This window comes from Crossiella cryophila, from assembly GCF_014204915.1.
Taxonomy (GTDB): Bacteria; Actinomycetota; Actinomycetes; order Mycobacteriales; family Pseudonocardiaceae; genus Crossiella; species Crossiella cryophila.
This window is the reverse complement of record NZ_JACHMH010000001.1, coordinates 4,903,108-4,922,324: the sequence shown is the minus strand read 5'-3', so window position 1 is coordinate 4,922,324 and position 19,217 is coordinate 4,903,108. Positions and strand designations below refer to the sequence as shown.

General features: G+C 73.0%; 11 protein-coding genes. All 11 read left to right on the top strand.

The window, feature by feature from the left end; all coding sequences use genetic code 11:
* Positions 1 to 172: 172 nt before the first annotated feature.
* The 11 genes from HNR67_RS21925 to HNR67_RS21875 are packed head-to-tail and all read left to right on the top strand — an operon-like array spanning position 173 to position 19,216.
* A complete protein-coding gene (locus HNR67_RS21925; protein WP_185004116.1) occupies positions 173 to 1,279 on the top strand; it encodes a Gfo/Idh/MocA family oxidoreductase in 1,107 nt (368 codons plus the stop codon).
* Positions 1,276 to 1,968, top strand: coding sequence for a VOC family protein (locus HNR67_RS21920; protein ID WP_185004115.1), 693 nt, complete (start codon positions 1,276 to 1,278; stop codon positions 1,966 to 1,968). Before HNR67_RS21925 ends, HNR67_RS21920 begins: the two co-directional genes overlap by 4 nt.
* A gap of 27 nt (positions 1,969 to 1,995) precedes the next feature.
* Positions 1,996 to 3,543 (top strand): ABC transporter substrate-binding protein, encoded by a 1,548-nt coding sequence (locus HNR67_RS21915; protein ID WP_185004114.1) that lies wholly within the window; start codon positions 1,996 to 1,998, stop codon positions 3,541 to 3,543.
* Positions 3,540 to 4,499, top strand: a complete 960-nt coding sequence (locus HNR67_RS21910; protein WP_312987799.1) for an ABC transporter permease — start codon at positions 3,540 to 3,542, stop codon at positions 4,497 to 4,499. Before HNR67_RS21915 ends, HNR67_RS21910 begins: the two co-directional genes overlap by 4 nt.
* Positions 4,496 to 5,272 (top strand): ABC transporter permease, encoded by a 777-nt coding sequence (locus tag HNR67_RS21905; protein WP_185004113.1) that lies wholly within the window; start codon positions 4,496 to 4,498, stop codon positions 5,270 to 5,272. The genes HNR67_RS21910 and HNR67_RS21905 overlap by 4 nt, the downstream gene beginning before the upstream one ends.
* Positions 5,269 to 6,750: an ABC transporter ATP-binding protein gene (locus HNR67_RS21900; RefSeq protein ID WP_185004112.1), complete on the top strand. Its 1,482-nt coding sequence runs from the start codon at positions 5,269 to 5,271 to the stop codon at positions 6,748 to 6,750. Before HNR67_RS21905 ends, HNR67_RS21900 begins: the two co-directional genes overlap by 4 nt.
* Positions 6,747 to 12,188 (top strand): amino acid adenylation domain-containing protein, encoded by a 5,442-nt coding sequence (locus HNR67_RS21895; protein WP_185004111.1) that lies wholly within the window; start codon positions 6,747 to 6,749, stop codon positions 12,186 to 12,188. Before HNR67_RS21900 ends, HNR67_RS21895 begins: the two co-directional genes overlap by 4 nt.
* Positions 12,185 to 13,927, top strand: coding sequence for an ABC transporter ATP-binding protein (locus tag HNR67_RS21890; protein WP_185004110.1), 1,743 nt, complete (start codon positions 12,185 to 12,187; stop codon positions 13,925 to 13,927). Before HNR67_RS21895 ends, HNR67_RS21890 begins: the two co-directional genes overlap by 4 nt.
* Positions 13,924 to 15,666: an ABC transporter ATP-binding protein gene (locus HNR67_RS21885; protein ID WP_185004109.1), complete on the top strand. Its 1,743-nt coding sequence runs from the start codon at positions 13,924 to 13,926 to the stop codon at positions 15,664 to 15,666. Before HNR67_RS21890 ends, HNR67_RS21885 begins: the two co-directional genes overlap by 4 nt.
* Entirely contained in the window at positions 15,663 to 16,757 is a 1,095-nt protein-coding gene (locus HNR67_RS21880) for a saccharopine dehydrogenase NADP-binding domain-containing protein (RefSeq protein ID WP_185004108.1), read from the top strand. The genes HNR67_RS21885 and HNR67_RS21880 overlap by 4 nt, the downstream gene beginning before the upstream one ends.
* Entirely contained in the window at positions 16,754 to 19,216 is a 2,463-nt protein-coding gene (locus HNR67_RS21875) for a methyltransferase (protein WP_185004107.1), read from the top strand. The genes HNR67_RS21880 and HNR67_RS21875 overlap by 4 nt, the downstream gene beginning before the upstream one ends.
* Position 19,217: the final 1 nt, after the last annotated feature.

Below are 19,217 nucleotides of genomic sequence, written 5' to 3'. Positions count from 1 at the left end.
TATTGAGCGCGATCGATCTGGTGATTGGCTGGTCGCCCGACAAAATCCCGAACCTGCCCGGGGCCGACGACTGCGAGGTGCGAAGTTAGGCGAGCCTAGCCTATGTAAAACAGTGTTCAAAAGGGGACCCTAACTTGACCCTCTGCCCACCGTCTACCTCGGAGAAAGCACGTTGAACCAAGCCCAGCCGCGGTCGGCGCGGGTCGTGGTCGCCGGCACCGCCTTCGGGCGGGTCTACCTGGACGCGGTGCGCGCCGCGCCGGAGTCCTTCGCGCTCGCCGGTGTGCTCAGCACCGGCGGCGCGTACTCGCGCGCGCTCGCCAGCCGCCACGACGTGCCGCTCTACACCGCCGTCGACCAGGTGCCCGAGGTGGACATCGCCTGCGTGGTGGTGCGCTCCGGTCTGCTCGGCGGGCCCGGATCCGAACTGGCACAGGCGTTCCTGAGCCGCGGCACGCACGTGCTGCAGGAGCACCCGGTGCACGCCGGGGAGATCGCGGACAACCTGCGCGCGGCCCGGCGCGGTGGCGCGGCCTACGCGGTGAACACGCTCTACCCGGATCTCGCGCCGGTGCGCCGGTTCCTGGCCGCGGTCGAGGTGCTGCGGCGGTCCGGACCGCTGCGGTTCGTCGACGCCGCCTGCGCGAACCAGGTCGCCTACCCCCTGGTCGAGATCCTCGCCCGGATCGCGGGTTCGGTGCGGCCGTTCGGCTTCGGCGAGACCTCCGGCCCGGACGACCAGCCCTACCGCGCCCTGCACGCCACCGTCGGCGGGCTGCCGGTGACGCTGCGGGTGCAGAACCAGCTGCACCCGGCCGACGCGGACAACCACGCGCACTTCTTCCACCGGATCACCGTCGGCGGCGACGCCGGGGTGCTCACCCTGGCCGACACGCACGGACCGGTGCTGTGGCAACCACGTCTGCACGCCGGCCGCGACGACACCGGGCGGCTGATCATGGCCGGGCCCGGCACCGACCGGCTCGCCGCGACCAGCACCACCGTGCTCGGCCCGGAGGCGGGCAGCTTCCACCAGGTCTTCGCCGAGCTGTGGCCGGACGCGGTGCGCACCGCGCTGCACCGGCTGGTCCAGGACATCGGCGAACCCGCCCGCCGCGCCCGCACCGGCCAGTGGGCGCTGGGTGTGGCCACCGCCTGGTCCGCGCTGACCGCCCGGCTCGGCGTGCCGCAACCCATCCACCCCGAGGAACCGCCGGTGCTGCCCGTGGGCGAGCTGCTCGCCGCGGTGGCCGCCGAGGACGCGAGAGGAACCCGATGAGCAGGTGCAGCCATGTGCTGATCAAGGTCGACGACCTGCGGCGCGCGGTCGCCGACTACCGGGCGCTCGGCTTCGAGGTGCACTACGCCACCGCCGAGGACAAGGCGTTGCACGCGCACGTCTGGTTCCGCGAGGGGCCGGTGCTGGAACTGCTCACCGCACCCAAGGGCGCCAAGTTCCTGCGCTGGCCACTGGAGATCGCCTTCGGCCGGGGTGCCGGGCGGCGGATGGTGCGCTGGGCCGTGCAGCCGGAAGGTTTCTGCGACGCGGCCGTGCTGCTCGACGACGATCGGCTCACCGACACGCGTAACGCGTTGCGCGCCAACGGTTCCGGCTGCGGCCGGGTGGTGAACTGGACCCGCACCAAACCGGACGGGCAGCAGACCAGGTTCCGCTTCGCCTACCCGAGGGCCGACCGGGCGCCGTTCCTGGTCACCCCCTACGACCCGCCGCAGCACCCGCCGTCGGTGAGCCACCCCAACGGGGCCACCGCGCTGACCAAGGTGGTGCTCGGGGTGAGCCCGGCCGACCTGCCGGTGCTCCGGCTGCTCGTCGGCGACGGCGGCGACTTCGAGTTCCGGGAGGCCGAGCAGACCGGCGTGCTCGCCGTCGAACTGGCCGGGCTCACCACCGAACTCGACCCGGCGCTGACCCGCGGCGCACTGCTCCGCCCAGCCACCACCCGCTGAACCCACCATCCCCCAAGGAGATCCTCGATGCCGCTGAACCGCCGTGACCTGTTCCGGGGGATCGCGCTCGTCCTGGCCACCGGCCCCGTCCTCGCCGCGTGCGGCGGCGCGCCCGCCCCCGGCGGCGTGCCCCTCGCCGGTGGCAACCAGGCCACGCCGCGCAAGGGTGGCGCGCTGCGGGCGGTCTTCGGCGGCGGCCCGGCGGAGAGCCTGGACCCCTACGCCGGGGGCACACCGGTGGACTTCGTGCGCAACGACGTCGTCTACGACTCGCTGTTCGTGTTGCGCGGCAGTGATTCCGTGCCCTCGCTGGCCACCGCGGTGGAGGTCGCCAAGGACGCCAAGTCGTTCACGTTGCGGCTGCGGGAGAACGTGCGCTGGCACGACGGTTCGCCATTCACCGCGCAGGACGTGGTCTACAGCCTGCGCTACATGTGCTCCCCCGACCGGCCCTTCCCCAGCCAGCTCGCGCCCTACCTGGACGTGGCCAAGGCCAGCGCCACCGACGCCAAGACCGTCGTGGTGCCGACGCTGACCCCGGTCGGCGATCCGGCCCAGTTGCTGGCCGCGATCCCGGCCAAGATCGTCAAGGACGGGGCCAAGGACTTCAGCGCGGGCAAGGCGATCGGCACCGGACCGTACCGGGTGGACTCCTTCGAGGCGGGCAGGCAGACCAGGCTCGTCCGCTTCGACGGCCACTGGGACGGCCAGGCCCCCGCCGACGAGATCCTGCTGCTGAGCCTGAGCGATCCGCAGACCGCGGTGCGCGCGGTGACCTCCGGCCAAGCCGACTACGCGGGCGACGTCCCGGTCGCCACCGCCAAAACCGGTGTGCCCGGCGGGGATCTGGAGATCCGCACCGCGGGCGAGGCCAACCGGGTCGGCTTCGCCTTCGTGCTCAACACCACCCGCAAGCCCTTCGACGACCCCCGCGTGCGCCGCGCGGCCCGGCTCGCGGTCAACCGTCAAGCACTGGTGGACACCGTGCTGCTCGGCTACGGCGCACCCGGCAACGACCTGTTCGGCAAGGGCGCCCGGCACTACAGCGACCTGCCGCCGCTGCCCCGCGATGTGGACGCGGCCCGCAAGCTGATCAAGGAGGCGGGTGCGGAGGGCGCGGTGGTGACCCTGCGCTCGGCCGAATACGTGCTGGGCTACAACGCCTCCACCCAGCTCTTCGCCGAGCAGCTCAAGGAAATCGGCCTGGACGCCCGGGTGCAGCTGGTCGGCCTGCAGGAGTTCTTCGAACCGGCCGCGCTCGCCGAGGCCAACAGCGTGACCTTCTCCATCGGCCCGTCCCCGCTCGCGGTCACCTACGGGCGACTCGGCGCGTTCCCCTCGCTCGGGCTGGCCGACCCGGAGTTCACCGCGGCCTTCCAGCGCGCGCTCGGCGCCACCGACGACACGGTGCGCGCGCAGGCATGGGCGCAGGTGCAGAAGGTGATGGCCGAGCGCGGCAACACCGTGGTGTGGGGCCAGGCCGACGTGCTCAGCGTGGCCCGCAAGACCGTGGCCGGCGTGCAGGTCCGGGACGAGGCCAAGTACCCCTACCTGGGCAAGGCCGGTCTCGCGTGAACCCTGGACTGGCCCTGGTGCTGCGCCGCACCGCGCTCAGTGGCGGACTGCTCGTGCTGCTGACCGTGGTGGTGTACGTGGGTGTGGACCTGCTGCCGGGTGACCCGGTGACCGCCCGGCTCGGCCCGAACACCTCCCCGGCGCGGATCGCCGAGATCCGCGACCACCTCGGCCTGGACCGGCCGGTGCTCACCCGCTACACCGAGTGGGCCTGGGGACTGCTGCACGGCGATCTCGGCCACGCGGCGAACCACCGGCCGGTCACCGAGGTGCTCTCCGACCGGATCGGCAACTCGCTGCTGCTGGCCGTGCTCGCGGTGCTGCTGCTGGCCCCGCTGTCGGTGTTCTTCGGCGTGCTCGCCGCCTGGCACCGGGGCCGGGCCACCGACCGGATCGTCTCCTCGGCCGCGCTGACCCTGGTGTCCCTGCCCGAATTCGTGGTGGCCGGTGCGCTGGTCGTGGTGTTCGCGACCGGGCTGGGCTGGCTGCCCGCGCTGTCCTTCGTACCGGCCGGGGTCAGTCCGCTGGCCCAGCCCGCGGTGCTGGTGCTGCCGGTGCTGAGCCTGCTGCTGGTCGGCCTGGCCTACGCGGTGCGGGTTATCCGGGCCTGCGCGGTGGCCACCCTGCGCTCCCCGCAGGTGGAGTTCCTGACCCTCAACGGCACTCCCCCGCTGACCATCGCCCTGCGCGCGGTGGTGCCCTCGGTGCTGCCGGTGGCCGTGCAGGTCTGGCTGATCAGCGCCAGCGGCTTCGTCGGCGGGGCGGTGCTGGTGGAACAGGTCTTCGGCTATCCGGGTGTGGGCGAACTGCTGGTCACCTCGGTCCGCTCCGGCGACCTGCCGGTGGTGCAGGCCCTGGTCGTGGTGCTGGGCGGCGGGATGCTGCTCGCGCTGGTGCTGGCCGATCTGGCCGCGGTGCTGCTCACCCCGCGCCTGCGCACGGCGGTGACCGGATGAGGCGGGCCGGATTCCTGTTGCTGGGCGCGGTGATCGTGCTCGTGCTCCTCGGCCCGGAACTGGCCCCGCACAGCGTGACCGCACCGGTCGGCCCGCCCTACGCGCCGCCTGGCCCCGGACGCCTGCTGGGCACCGATCACCTGGGCCGCGATGTGCTCTCCCGGCTGCTCGCCGGTGGCAGACCGCTGTTGCTGACCAGTCTGCTGGCCGCGGTCGCGGGCACCGGGCTGGGCGCGCTGACCGGGTTGCTGTCGGCGTTGCTGCGCTGGGTGAACGCCACCCTGTTCCGGCTGCTGGACGTGCTCGCCGCGGTGCCGCCGGTGCTGCTGCTCCTGCTCGTGCTCACCGCGCTGCCCAGCCGGGCCGGACTGGTGCTGGCGGTGGTGCTGGTCAGCGCGCCGCTGTCCGCGCGGGTGGCCAGGGCCACCGCCGACCAGGTGCGCCACCGCGGCCACGTGGAGGCCGCCGTGCTGCGTGGCGAGGGCATTGGCTGGCTGCTCACCCGCGAGGTGCTGCCCCTGGTGGCCGGAACTTTGTTGGCGGACCTGGGTTTGCGGTTCGTGCTCTCGGTGTACCTGGTGGCCGCGGCCGGATTCCTCGGCATCAGCGGCACCGGCAGTGACTGGGGACTGCTCGTGGTGGAGGCGCTGCCCGGGGTGGCCCTGCAACCGTGGGCACTGCTGGCCCCGGCACTGGCCATCGCGCTGCTCGCGGTCTCGGCCACCCTGGTCGCCGACGGCGTCGGCGCCCGCGCCAAGGCGGTGCTGGCGTGAAACCCTTGGTACGACTGGAAGACCTCGCGCTCGGCGCGGGCGATCAGCGACTGCTCGACGGCGTGTCGGTGGAGCTGGGCCGTGGTGAGTCGGTCGGGATCGTCGGCCCCTCCGGCAGCGGCAAGACCACCCTGGCGCTCGCGCTGTTCGGGCACCTGCGGCCCGGCGTGCGCCACCTCGGCGGCCGGGTGCTGGTGGACGGCCACGACATGCTGCCCCGCCGCGCCCCCGGCGTGGCCGGGCGGGTACTCGGTTATCTCGGGCAGGACCCCGGCGGCTCGCTGAATCCCTATGCCAGGGTTGGTTCGATCCTGCGCACCGCGGCCCGCGGTCGCGGTGCGGTGCCGGAGTTGCTGGCCGGGGTGGGACTGCCCGCCGACCTCGCTCGCCGCTACCCGCACCAGCTTTCCGGTGGCCAGCAGCAACGCGTCGCACTGGCCGCCGCACTGGCCGGACGGCCCGCACTGCTCGTGCTGGACGAACCGACCACCGCACTGGATGTCCTTGCCACCCAAGAGGTCCTGGCCGAGCTGGCCCGGGTCCGGGCGTCCGGCACCGGCCTGGTGTGGATCAGCCACGACCACGGCACGGTGGCCGCGCTGACCAACCGGGTGCTGGAACTGGAGCGGGGCAAGGTGGTGCGCGACGGCCGCCCACTGGACCGCCCGATCCGCACCGCCGGGCAGCGCGGCACGGGTGAGTCGGGCCGGGAAGTGCTGACCGTGCGCGGACTTTCCGCCCGGCACGGCAAACGGACCGTGCTCGCCGGGGTCGACCTCACCGTCCACTCCGGACAGTTGCTGGTGGTGCTCGGCGCCTCCGGCGCGGGCAAGAGCACCCTGGCCCGCCGGATCACCGGCCTGCACCCGCAGGGCGACGGCCAGATCCGGCTCGGCGACACCCTGCTCGCCCCGGACGTCCGCAAGCGGAACCTCGCCCAGCGGGCCGCACTCGGCCTGGTCGCGCAGAACCCGGCCGACGCCCTGCACCCCTACCAGACCGTGCGCACCGCACTGTCCCGACCGACCAGCACCCTGCGCCGCACCACCACGACCGAGGCAGACGTGCGCCGGTTGCTGGAACTGGTGCGCCTGCCCGGGGAGTTCGCCGACCGGTTGCCCGGCGAACTCTCCGGCGGGCAACGGCAACGGGTCGCACTGGCCCGCGCGCTGGCCGCCGGACCCGAGGTGCTGCTCTGCGACGAGGCCACCTCGGCCCTGGACACCAGTGCGCAGGAGGAGGTCCTGGCCGTGCTCGCCGACGTGCGCGCACGGCTCGGCCTCGCCGTCGTCCTGATCACCCACGACCCGCACGTGGCCGTCACCGCGGACCAGGTTGTGGTCCTGCACGGCGGCCGCGTGGCCACCACCGGGTCGGCAGCACATCTCTTCCCAGGGCAGGACGATCCGGCGACCGCGGTCGCCCGCCTGCTCACCCCGATCTCCCCGCACGACACCCGAGGAGTAGCACAGGCATGACAGCGCCCGAGATCATTTCCGAGTTGCAGGCACTGGGCGTGGAGTTGTGGACCGCCCAGGGCCGCATCCGCTTCCGCGCGGCGCCCGGACTGCTCACCGAGGACCACCGGGCCCGGCTGCGCGCGCACCGGGACGAGGTCCTCGACCTGCTGTCCGCCGAAGCGCAGGCCGGATCGGTGGTGGCCGATCCCGGGGCGCGGCACGAGCCGTTCCCGCTGACCGACGTGCAGACCGCGTACCTGTTGGGGCGGCAGGAATCCTTCGAGTACGGCGGCGTGGCCTGCCACGGCTACCTCGAGGTGCGCTACCCGCTACTGGACCCGGCCAGGTTCGAGCGGGTGTGGAACCAGCTCATCGGCAGGCACGACATGCTGCGCGCGATCATCCTGGCCGACGGCTACCAGCAGGTTCTGTCCACTGTGGACCACTACCGGGTGCCGGTGACCGACCTGCGCGGCCGGGACGCGGAAACGCACCTGGCCGCGGTGCGGGAGGAACTCGGGCACCACCGGCACGACACCACCGCCTGGCCGCTGTTCGAGCTGCGCCTGACCCGCACCGACGACGGCGACGTCCTGCACATCTCCCTCGATTCGCTGATCGCCGACTGGGGCAGCGCGACCGTGCTGCTGGACGAGATCGACGCGCTCATGCTCGGCGACGCGCTGCCGCCGCTGGAACTGACCTTCCGGGACTACCTGCTCGCCGAACGCGGCCTGCGCCAGACCAGCCGCTACCAGCGCGACCAGGACTACTGGCACGCCAGGGTCGACGACCTGCCCCTCGCCCCCGAACTGCCCATCGGCCCCGCGCCACAGGGCCCCGGCCGCTTCGAACGGCACCGCTTCCGCCTGCCCGCCGTCCAGTGGGACCGGCTGCGTGAGCAGGCCCGCGTCCGGGAGATCACCCCGGCCAACGCGGTGCTCACCGCCTACGCCGCGGTCCTGGAACGCTGGAGCGCCCGCTCCCGGTTCAGCCTCAACCTCACCCTGCTCGGCCGCCTGCCACTGCACCCGCAAACCGACCGCTTGGTAGGCGACTTCACCTCGGTCAGCCTCCTGTCCGTGGAACCCCGCGGCGGACGCGGATTCGCCGACTGGGCGGGTGAGATCGGCGCGCGTTTGTTCGCCGACCTGGAGCACCGGCTGTTCACCGGCGTCGAGGTGCTCCGTGAACTCACCCGCCGCCGTGGGCGGGCGGCCGCGCTGATGCCGGTGGTGTTCACCAGCGGCATCGGCGTCGGACCGGCCGACACCACCGGCAGCGGGCGCACCCTCGGCGAGGGCATCACCCAGACCCCGCAGGTGCTGCTCGACTGCCAGGCCAACGACGGCGACGGCGAACTGGTGGTGGACTGGGACGTGCGTGCGGGCGTGTTCCCGGCCGGGCTGGTCGAGGACATGTTCGCCGCCTTCAGCACCCTGCTCACCGACCTGGCGGTAGACGCCGAAGCGTGGACCAGCGGCCGCGACCTGCCGCTGCCCGCCTGGCAGCAGCGGGAACGCGCCGAGGTCAACAACACCGCCGGGCCGCTGCCGGACGCCCTGCTGCACGCCGAGGTCTTCGCCCAGGCCGACCGCACCCCCGACGCCATCGCCGTGCGCACCCTCACCGGCACGCTCACCTACGACGAACTCGTCCGCCGGGCCGCCGCGGTCGCCGAGGCGGTCCGATGTACCGGCGCGGACCGGGTGGCCGTGGTCATGGACAAGGGCGCCGACCAGGTGGTCGCCACCCTCGGCGTACTGCTCGGCGGGGCCGCCTACGTGCCGGTGGACACCACCCAGCCCCGGCTGCGCCGCGACCGCATGCTCGCCGACGCCGGCGTGCGGCAAGTGCTCACCCAGTCCTGGCTCGACACCGAATGGCCAGCCGAAGTCCACCGCACCAACGTCGACGAACTGGCCCCGGCCGAGTCCCGGCCCGAGGTGCCCGCTGGTGACCCGGACGCGCTGGCCTACCTGATCTACACCTCCGGCTCCACCGGCACCCCCAAGGGCGTGCTGATGACCCACCGCGCGGCGCTGAACACCGTGCGGGACATCAACGAGCGCTACCGGGTGACCGCCACCGACCGCGTGCTCGGCCTGGCCCAGCTCGGCTTCGACCTCTCCGTCTACGACCTGTTCGGCCCCCTGGCCGTCGGCGCGACCCTGGTGCTGCCCGACCCCGACCGCCGCGCCGACCCCTCGCACTGGGCCGAACTCGTCGCCGACCACGGCGTCACCCTGTGGAACTCGGTGCCCGCGCAACTGCAGATGCTGGCCAACTACCTGGAAAGCAGCCCCACCGAACTGCTCACCCTGCGCCTGGCGCTGCTCTCCGGCGACTGGATCCCGGTCACCCTGCCCGCGCAGATCCTCCGGTTCGCCCCGGCCCTGCACCCGGTGTCCCTCGGCGGGGCCACCGAGGCGGCCATCTGGTCCATCCACCACGACATCACCGAGGTCGACCCGGCCCTGCCGTCCATCCCCTACGGAAAGCCCTTGCGCAACCAGGGTTTCCGGGTGCTCGACCAGCAGTTCCGGGACTGTCCGGTGTGGACGGTCGGTGAACTGCACATCACCGGCGACGGCCTCGCCCTTGGCTACAACGGCGATCCCGAGCTGAGCGCGGCGAAGTTCTTCCCGCACCCGACCGACGGCCAGCGGCTGTACTGGACCGGCGACCTCGGCCGCTATCTGCCCGGCGGGGAAATCGAATTCCTCGGCCGCCGGGACAACCAGGTCAAACTACGCGGCCACCGGGTCGAACTCGGCGAGGTGGAGGCCGGACTGCTGGCCCACCCCGCGGTCGGCGCGGCCGCCGCCGTGCTGGCCGGGGACACCGCCGCCGACCGGGTGCTGCTGGCCTTCGCCGAACCCGCGCACACCACCGCCGCCACCGAACCCGACGACCAGCGGCTGCGCACCGCCGTGCACCGCTTCGCCGACCGACAGGTAGGCGAGCTGACCGCCGAGACGGTGGCCGGGCACGTGCACGCACTGCACCGGGCCGCGCTGCTGTCCATGCTTGCCGCGTTCACCGGGGCCGGGCTGTTCGCCGAGGGCGGGCACACCAGGGCCGAGGTGCTGGCCGCCACCGGGGTCGCCGAACAGCACGCCTGGCTGGTCCGCCGCTGGCTGGAACTGTTGCGGGAACACGGTTTGCTGGCTGTGGACGGCGACCGCTACTACGCGGTGGACACCACCGAGGACCTCGACGCCGCCTGGCACCGGGTCCGCGCAGGCGTCGACGCCGGGCTGTGGACCGAGGAGTTCCTGGGCTACCACCTGGAACACCTGCGCTGCCTGCCCGAGCTGCTGACCGGCACGCAGAGCCCGTTCGAGCTGCTCTTCCCCGCCGGGGACACCGCGCGGGCGCTGGCGGTGTACCGGGACTACTCGATCACCCGCTACCTCAACCACGGCGTCGGCGCGGTGCTGCGCCGGATCGCCGCGGCCCACCCGACCGGTCGGTCGGTACGCGTGCTGGAGGCGGGTGCGGGCACCGGCGCCACCACCTCGGTGGTGCTGCCGCTGCTGGCCGGATACGAGGTGGACTACCAGTTCACCGACCTCACCCCGTTCTTCCTCGGCGCCGCCCGCGCGCAGTACCCGACCGCCCGGTTGGCACTGTTCGACCTGGACGGCGACCTGCGCGCCCAGGGCCAGCAGCCCAACTCGGTGGACGTGCTGCTCTGCGCGGGCGTGCTCAGCAGCACCAGGGACGTGCGCGCCGCCCTGCGCCGGGCGGTGGAACTGCTCGCCCCCGGCGGCTGGCTGGTGCTCACCGAACCCACCGCCGAACTACCGCACCTGCTGCTCACCCAGGGCTTCATGATGCTGCCCACCCCCGAGGGCACCACCCCCGTGCACGACCTGGCGCACTGGCGCGAACTGCTCGCCGAGGTCGGCGCCGAGGAGGTGCTGTGCCTGCCCGAACAGGACCACCCCTTCGCCGCGCACGGCATGCACCTCCTCGCCGCCAGGGTGAAGACCGACCGCAGCTCGGTCACCGCGCCGGAACTGCTGGCCCACCTGGCCGAGCGGGTGCCCGCGCACATGGTGCCCGGTCAGCTCCAGCTGGTGGACGCACTGCCGGTCACCGCCAACGGCAAGATCGACCGGGGCGCGCTGGCCAACTGGCGGATCCAGGCGGTCGCCGACGACGGCACCGGTGAGTCCGAGGCCCCGGCCGACGAGCTGGAAGCCACCGTCACCGCGCTGTGGGCCGATGCGCTGGGTGTGACCAGGCTCGGCCGCGAGGACAACCTCTACGAACGCGGCGCGGACTCGCTGATCATGGCCAGGGTCGCGGGCAAACTGCGCGAGCAGGTCGCCGAGGCGGGCGCACTCCCCTACGACACACTGCTGCGCGCCCTGCTCAACGAACCCCGCATCGCCGCCCTGCTGCACCTGCTGCGCACCACCGCGGGCCGCACCCCGGCCGAACTGCCCGCCGCGGCAGCCCGTCCCGGCTCCGGCAACGCGCTGCTGGTGCCCTTCGGCGGCGGCGCGGACGGCCCGGTGCGGGTGCTCTTCCACGCCGCGCTGGGCACCATGGACTACTTCCAGCACCTGGGCAAAGCCCTTGCCGCACAAGAACTCGGCCCGGTGCTGGGCATCGCGGTCGCCGACACCGAGGTCTACTGCGCCACCGCGCCAAGGGATCTGGTCGCCGCGGTCGCCGACGGCTACGCCCAGCGCCTGGTCGAGGAGGGCCACACCCGGTTCCAGCTCGTCGGCTACTGCCTGGGCGGCCTGTTCGCGGTCGAGGTGGCCCGGCGGCTGCTGGAACGCGGACTGGACGTGGTCAACCTCGCCCTGGTCGACAGCATCCCGATGATGCTGGACACCGACGAGGAACTGGCCTTCGAGTCGATCTTCGTGCCGAACCTGGACCTGGACCCGGTCGCCGCCGTGTTCGGCCCGGGAGTCGACGCCGACGACCTGGGCCGCGCGGTGTCGATGCTCATGGCCCGCAACGGAAACCGGATCGACGCCGGTGAACTCGCCGAGCTGACCGGCGACCCCGGCCTGGAGGCGGTGGCCGCGGCCGCCCGCGCCAGAGCCGAAGTGCCGCAGGAGGAACGGCTCGCCGGGTACGCGGCGGCCTGCGCCGAGGGCGCGGGCATCCCGGTCGCGCCGGAACTGATCCCCGCGTTGTTCCGGGTCACCCGGCACAGCGTGATCGCCGCCCGGTTCGACCCCGAGCCCTACGCCGGTGACCTGACCTTCCTGCGCGCCGAACAGGCCCAGTCCTTCGGCATCACCGCCGGGGTCGGACACCTCGCGGAACCGTTCTGGGCCAACACCTGCCTGGGCGAGTTCACCGTGCACGACGTGCCGGGCAACCACTTCAGCGTCATCGAACCACCCCACGTCGGCGGGGTCGCCGAGCACCTGGCGGCCGCCCTGCGCGCCACCATCAACACCGATCAGGAGATCCCGGCATGAGCGGCTCCACCCCGACCGCGTTGCGCGAGTTGCGCGCCCCGGTCATCGGGCTCACCAGGCTGGGCGTGGCCCTGGGCGCACTCGGCGCGCTCACCACGCTGCTGCCGTTCATCGGCATCGCCGAACTCGCCCGCACCCTGCTCACGCCGGGGCCGCTCAACGAGAGCGCCATCATCACCGCCGCGGTGCTCATCGGCGCCGGCGTCATCCTCGGCTGGAGCTGCACCGGCGCGGCACTGTGGGTCACCCACATCGCCGACGGGCGCCTACAGGCCGGACTGCGCCGCAAGCTGGTGGCGCGGCTCGGCCAGGTCGAGCTGGGCTGGTACACCGACACGAACTCCGGCGCGGTGCGCAAGGCCGCCCAGGACGACATCGACGACCTGCACCACCTCATCGCCCACCACGACGTCGAACTGGCCGGCGCGATCGCGCTGCCGGTGGGCGGGCTGGGTTACCTGTTCTGGCTGGACTGGCGACTCGGCCTGCTCGCACTGGCCACCCTGCCGGTCTACATCGTGGCCTACAGCTTCATGATGCGCGGCTTCGCGGACAAGATGCGGCAGATGGACTCCGGCTTCGCCAAGGTGTCCTCGGCGATCGTGGAGTTCGTGCACGGCATCGCCGTGGTCAAGACCTTCGGCCAGGCCGGACGCGCGCACGCCGGATATCGCGGCGCGGTCGGCGAGTTCGCCCAGCGCTACGCGGGCTGGGTGCGCCCGGTGCTGCGGCTGGAGGCGCTGACCTCGATGGCCCTTGCCGTGCCAGTAGTCGCACTGGTCGGCCTCGCGGGCGGGATCTGGTTCACCGCGCAGGGCTGGGTGCACCCGGTGGACGCGCTGGCCGAGGTGCTGGTCGCGGTGGTCATCCCCTCCACCCTGCTCACCCTCAACCAGGGCTTCACCGCCCAGCGCAAGGCGGTGGCCGCGGCCGAACGCCTCACCGCGCTGCTGGCCACCCCCGCACTGCCGGTCACCACGAACCCGGAGCAGCCCACCGGGCACGACGTCGAGTTCGACGCGGTCACCTTCGGCTACACCGAGAACACCCCTGTTCTGTCCACAGTGGACCTGCACTGCCCGGCGGGCACGGTGACCGCGCTGGTCGGCGCCTCCGGTGCGGGCAAGTCCACCCTGGCCACCCTGGTGCCGCGCTTCTACGACGTGACCGGCGGTTCGGTGCGCATCGGCGGCGTGGACGTGCGGAACCTGCTGCCCGCCGATCTCTACCGAACGGTCGGTTTTGTGTTGCAGGACGTGCAGCTGCTGCACGGCAGCGTCGCGGACAACCTCCGGCTGGGCCGACCCCGCGCGAGTGAGGCCGAACTGGTCGAGGCCGCAACCGCCGCCCGCATCCACGACCGGATCACCGCCCTGCCAAGGGGTTATGACTCGGTGGTCGGCGAGGACGCGGTGTTCTCCGGCGGCGAGGCCCAGCGGGTGGCCATCGCCCGCGCACTGCTCGCCGACACCCCGGTGCTGGTGCTGGACGAGGCCACCGCGCACGCCGACGCCGAATCCGAGGCCGACATCCAGGACGCGCTGTCCGTGCTGGCCAGGGGCCGCACCGTGCTGGTCATCGCGCACCGGCTGGCCACCATCACCGGCGTGGACCAGATCGTCGTGCTCCACGAAGGCCGGGTGGCCGAACGCGGCACCCACTCCGAACTGCTCGCCCTGGACGGCCGCTACGCCCGCATGTGGGCCGCCGTGCAGAACCCCGAAGGAGCCACCCGATGATCCGCCACCTCGCCACCGTCCTCGGCGAGCGGCACCGGGGCGCGCTGCGCGCCTACCTGTGCTGGCTGGTCGGTTACGCCGTGCTGGAAGGCCTCGCCATGGTGGCGCTGGTGCCCGCACTGCGTGCACTGCTCGACGGCGACACCGACGGCGCACTGCGCTGGCTGGGTGTGCTCGCCGGGGCCGTGCTGCTCACCTGCGTGGCCCGCTACCAGCAGGCCATGAAGGGCTTCGGCCTGGCCCTGACCACCCTGGAAACCCTGCATGAGCGGCTCGGCGACCACATCGCGACCCTACCGCTGGGTTGGTTCAGCAGTGAGAAGGTCGGCAGGCTCTCCCGCAGCGCCACCAGCGGCACCTTCATGGTCACCAACGTCTTCGCGCACATGCTCACCCCGGTGGTCAGCGGCATCATCACCCCGGCCACCGTCGGCCTCGCCGTGCTGGTGCTGGACTGGCGACTCGGCCTGGTGATCGCACTCAGCGCGCCGGTGGTGTGGACCATCCACCGCTGGTCGGCCGGCGCGATCAGCCGTACCGAGGAAGAGCGCGACGGCGCGGACGCGCTCGCCGCCAGCCGGGTGGTCGAGTTCGCCCGCACGCAGAAGACGTTGCGTGCCTTCGGCCGTGGCACCGAGGGCTACCGCCCGCTGGAAGAAGCCATCGAGAACCGGGGCCGCGCGGGCGGGAACATGTTGCGGCAGACCATGCCCAAGCTGCTCGCCGGTGGCCTGGCCGTGCAGCTGTCCTTCGTGCTGCTCGTGGTGGTCGGTGTGGTGCTGGTGCTCAACGCCGCCATCGACCCGGTGACCCTGGTGGTGCTGCTCGCGCTGTCCGCCCGGTTCGTCGGCCCGCTCACTGAGGTCGCCGGGCGCAGCGGCATGCTGCGGATGGCCGCAAACGACCTGTCCCGCCTCGCCTCGGTGCTCAACGAGCCGCCGCTGCCGGTACCCGCCGATCCCAAGCCGGTCACCAAGCCCGGCGAGATCGAGTTCACCGACGTCACCTTCGGCTACCGCGAGGGCACCCCGGTGCTGGACGGCCTGTCGCTGACCATCCCGCCGCGCACCATGACCGCCGTGGTCGGCGCCTCCGGCTCCGGCAAGACCACACTGACCCGCCTGGTGATGCGCTTCTTCGACGCCAACCAGGGCACCGTGAAGGTCGGCGGCGTCGACGTCCGCGAACTGTCCACAGAGGACCTGATGGCCCAGGTCTCCCTGGTCATGCAGGACGTCTACCTCTTCGACGACACCCTGGAGGCCAACATCCGGATCGGCCGCCCCGGCGCCACCGAGGAGGAACTGCGCGAGGCCGCGCGGATCGCCGGAGTGGACGAGATCGTCGAGCGGCTGCCGGAAGGCTGGGCCACCCGGGTCGGCGAGGGCGGCGCGTCGCTGTCCGGCGGCGAGCGGCAGCGGGTGTCGGTGGCGCGCGCGGTGCTCAAGGACGCGCCGATCGTGCTGCTGGACGAGGCCACCGCCGCGCTGGACCCAGCGAACGAGCGGCACGTGCAGAACGCCCTGCACACCCTGATGAGCCGGTCCACCCTGCTGGTCATCGCGCACCAGCTGCCCACCGTGGTGGCCGCCGACCAGATCCTGGTGCTCGACGGCGGCCGGGTGGCCGAGTCGGGCAGGCACGCCGACCTGCTGGCCGCCGGCGGCCGCTACGCCGAGTTCTGGAACCGCCGCCGGCGCGGCAGCGGCTGGCGCCTGGTCGCGGAGGCGGACGCGTGAGCGGGCTGATCGGCATCGTCGGCGCCTACGGCGACGTCGGCGGCCACGCCACCAGAGCCCTGCACCGAGCGGGGATGGAACTGCGCCTCGGTGGCCGAAATCTGGCCGCTGCCAACGAGTTCGCCACCCAGTTGGACGGGTCGGTCGAGTGTCGCCGGGTCGACTTCCGCGACCCGGCCTCCGCGGCGGAGTTCGCGGACGGCTGCCGGGTGCTGCTCAACTGCGCCGGACCCTCACACGCCGTCGGCGACGTGCTCGCCGAGGCGGCACTGCGGGCCGGGGCGGACTACGTGGACGCCGCGGGCGACGACTCCCTGCACGCCCGGCTGGACAACGACAGGTTCACCGCGGCCGGGCGGGCCGCGGTGCTCTCCGCCGGTGTCCAGCCCGGCCTGACCTCGATCTTCCCCCGCGCCATCGCGGCCGGGCTGGACGAGGTCACCGGGTTGACCGTCTACTTCGGACTCATCGACCGGTTCACCGCGGTCGCCGCCGACGAGTACCTCCAGGCCGTCGCGGACGGACTGAGCACCTCGCGGGCCGCCTGGCGCAACGGGATCCAGCTCGGCGCGCTCACCCGGCGGGACGACATCCGGCTGCCGTTCGTGGCCGGGGAGATCACCGCACTGCCCCAGCTCACCACCGAATCCGTGCGCCTGGCCGAATCCCTCGGCCTGCAGCGCGGCGACTGGCACACCGTGCTCTCCGGCACGCACGTGCTCAGCGTGTTCGACCGGGTGCACGCGCTGGACCGGGCCGAGGCCATCGAGGCGTTGTGCCGCACCAGTCTGCTCGACCTGGCCGGACGTAATCCACTGGCGGTGCTGGCGGTCCGCGCCGAGGGCGTCAAGGACGGCAAGCCAGCCGAACTGTCCTCGGTGCTGCGCGGCCCCGGCAACGCACCGATCACCGGCGCGGTCGCCGCCTTCGCCGCCCGCGCGGTGGCCAGGGGCGAGGTCCCGCCCGGACGGCACTACGCCACCGACGTGCTGGACCCGGTCGCCGTGGTGGCCGAACTGACCGCCCCCGGCGGCCCGGCCGTGGTGGGTGCGGTGCACAGCATCGACACCGACGAGGAGGGCGAACTGTGACCGGCCCGGAAGCCATGCGGCGCCTGGAGGACATCGGGCTGGCCGCCATGGCCGAGATCGTCGCGGGCGCGGGCGAAGGTACCGCCGCCGAACTCGCCGCGACCCTGCGGGTGGCGCCCCGGCACCGCGGGCTGTTCGACCGCTGGCTGGTCGCCCTCACCGGCGCCGGTCTGCTGACCGCCGACGGCGACCGGCTGCGCTGCGTGCCCGCAGCCTCGGCACGTACCGACGGACTCGACGCCGCCTACGCCCAACTCGGCTTCCCGCAACGGATGGCGGCCTTCCACTGCGCCGCGCTCGCCTCGCTGCCCCAGCTGCTGCGCGGTGAGATCGCGGTGCAGGACCTGCTCTTCGCCGACGGCGACCACCTCGCCGCGCTGGCCGCCTACCAGGACAACCACGCCACCAAGGCGCTCAACACCGCCTGCGCCGACCTGGTCCGCGCGGCCGCCGGCCCGGAACCGTTGCGGGTACTCGAGGTCGGCGGCGGCGCGGCGGGCACCACCGAGGCCGTGCTCGCCGCACTGGCCGGAGTCGAGGTGGACTACCTGTTCACCGACCGGTCCACCCTGTTCACCGTGGCCGCGGCCGGACGCCTCGACGTGCGCACCGCCCGCCTCGACCTCAACCGCGACCTCGCCGCACAGGGTTTCGCCCCGGGCAGCGCGGACGTGGTGGTGGCGGGCAACGTGCTGCACAACGCCGTCGACCTCGCCTGCACCCTGCGCGAACTGCGCGAGGTGCTGGCCCCCGGCGGCACCCTGGTCTTCACCGACTGCACCAGGGACAACCACGCGGTGCTGACCTCCATGCACTTCCTGCTCTCCGCCCAGGACGGCGATCCCGCCCCGGGCAGCGGCGACCGGCGCGGCGCGGAACTCTTCCCGCCCGCCGAGCACTGGCGGGAGGAACTGATCGCGGCCGGATTCATCCCGGCGACCGTGACCCAGCCGGACATCCCCGGCGGGCAACGGCTCTTCCACGCCGTGGCCGCACCCCGGGCCAACGAGATCGACGACCTGCTGCGTGCCCTCGGACCGGACCCGGCACGCACCGCGGTGCTGCTGCCCAACGGCGTTGCCGCGCAAGCGGTGCGCGCGGCGGGCGGCACCGTCCTCATCGGACCCGAGGACACCCGGCCCGCCGTGGTGCTGGCCTTCCTGGAACGCAGTGGCGCCCGCACCGCCGTCCTGCCCGGCACACTGGCCGACGCCCTCGCCGCCGATCCCGCGGCCGACCTGACCGACCTGGCCGACCTGGCCCGGGTGGTCTGCGTTGGCGAGGTCCGCCACCCGGAGGCACTGGCCGACCTCGGTCCCGAGGTGCACGTGGTGCACCCGGCAACCCCGGCGGTGGACCCGGTCGCGGCCGCCGAAGCCGAAGCGGAAAGTGCCGTGACCGACCTGGATGTCACGGCCGCGGCCGAGGTCTCCGACGCGGTGAGCGCGCTCTGCCTGCGCGCCATGCTCGCCGCCCTGCACCGCACCGGCAGCCTCACCGCCGGCTCAGCGCACACCGAGGCCCAGATCCTGGACAACGCCAACGTGCTGCCCGAGTTCCACTCCCTGGTCCGGCGCTGGCTGGCCGTGCTCACCCGGGAAGGCCTGCTGGCACTGGACAACGGCCACTACTCGTCCACAGTGGACGCCGGTGCCGACCTCACCGCCGACTGGGACCGCCACGCCGCCGCGTGGGCGGCCACCCTCGGCTCCGCACACACCGTGGCCTACGTGCGGCGCAGCGCCGAACTGCTGCCCGAACTGTTGTGCGGCACCGAACAGGCCGTGCACCTGCTGTTCCCGGAGGGCCGCACCGAGGTCGCCGCCGCGCTGTACCGGGAAAGCGTCACCGCGCGCTACCAGCGGGCCGCGGTCGCCGGACTGCTGCGTGCCGTGGCCGGGTCCGCCCCGGGCCGATTGCGGGTGCTGGAGGTCGGCGCGGGCACCGGCGGCACCACCGAGGCCGTCCTGCCCGCCCTGCACGGCCAGGACGTCGACTACCTGTTCACCGACGTCTCCCGCTACTTCCTGGAACAGGCCCGCACCCAGTTCGGCGACGGAATCCGCTACGGCCGGTACGACATCGACACCGCCCCTTCGGCCCAGGGCATGGCGCCCGGCCAGTTCGACGTGGTCCTCGCGGGCGGGGTGCTCAACGCCGCCGCCGACACCGACACCTCGGTGCGGTGGCTCACCGAACTGCTGGTGCCCGGCGGCTGGCTGGTGCTCACCGAACCCACCGCCGAGGAGCACTGGGTGATGACCTCCCAAGGGTTCCTGATGGCCCAGGCCAAGGACGCGCGCGCCGAGACCGGCGCCACGTTCCTGTCCCTTGACCAGTGGCTGGCCGTGCTCACCGGCGCGGGCCTGCACGTCGAACCCGTGCTGCCCGCCGCCGGACACCCGCTGACCCGCCTGGGGCACCGCGTCTTCCTGACCCGCACCCCCGAGAGGACCTGAT

Bases quoted from the DNA above. Each gene is read 5' to 3' on its own strand.
- HNR67_RS21920 (WP_185004115.1), top strand. From the start codon at position 1,276: ATGAGCAGGTGCAGCCATGTGCTGATCAAGGTCGACGACCTGCGGCGC.
- HNR67_RS21885 (WP_185004109.1), top strand. From the start codon at position 13,924: ATGATCCGCCACCTCGCCACCGTCCTCGGCGAGCGGCACCGGGGCGCG.
- HNR67_RS21895 (WP_185004111.1), top strand. From the start codon at position 6,747: ATGACAGCGCCCGAGATCATTTCCGAGTTGCAGGCACTGGGCGTGGAG.
- HNR67_RS21915 (WP_185004114.1), top strand. From the start codon at position 1,996: ATGCCGCTGAACCGCCGTGACCTGTTCCGGGGGATCGCGCTCGTCCTG.
- HNR67_RS21890 (WP_185004110.1), top strand. From the start codon at position 12,185: ATGAGCGGCTCCACCCCGACCGCGTTGCGCGAGTTGCGCGCCCCGGTC.
- HNR67_RS21905 (WP_185004113.1), top strand. From the start codon at position 4,496: ATGAGGCGGGCCGGATTCCTGTTGCTGGGCGCGGTGATCGTGCTCGTG.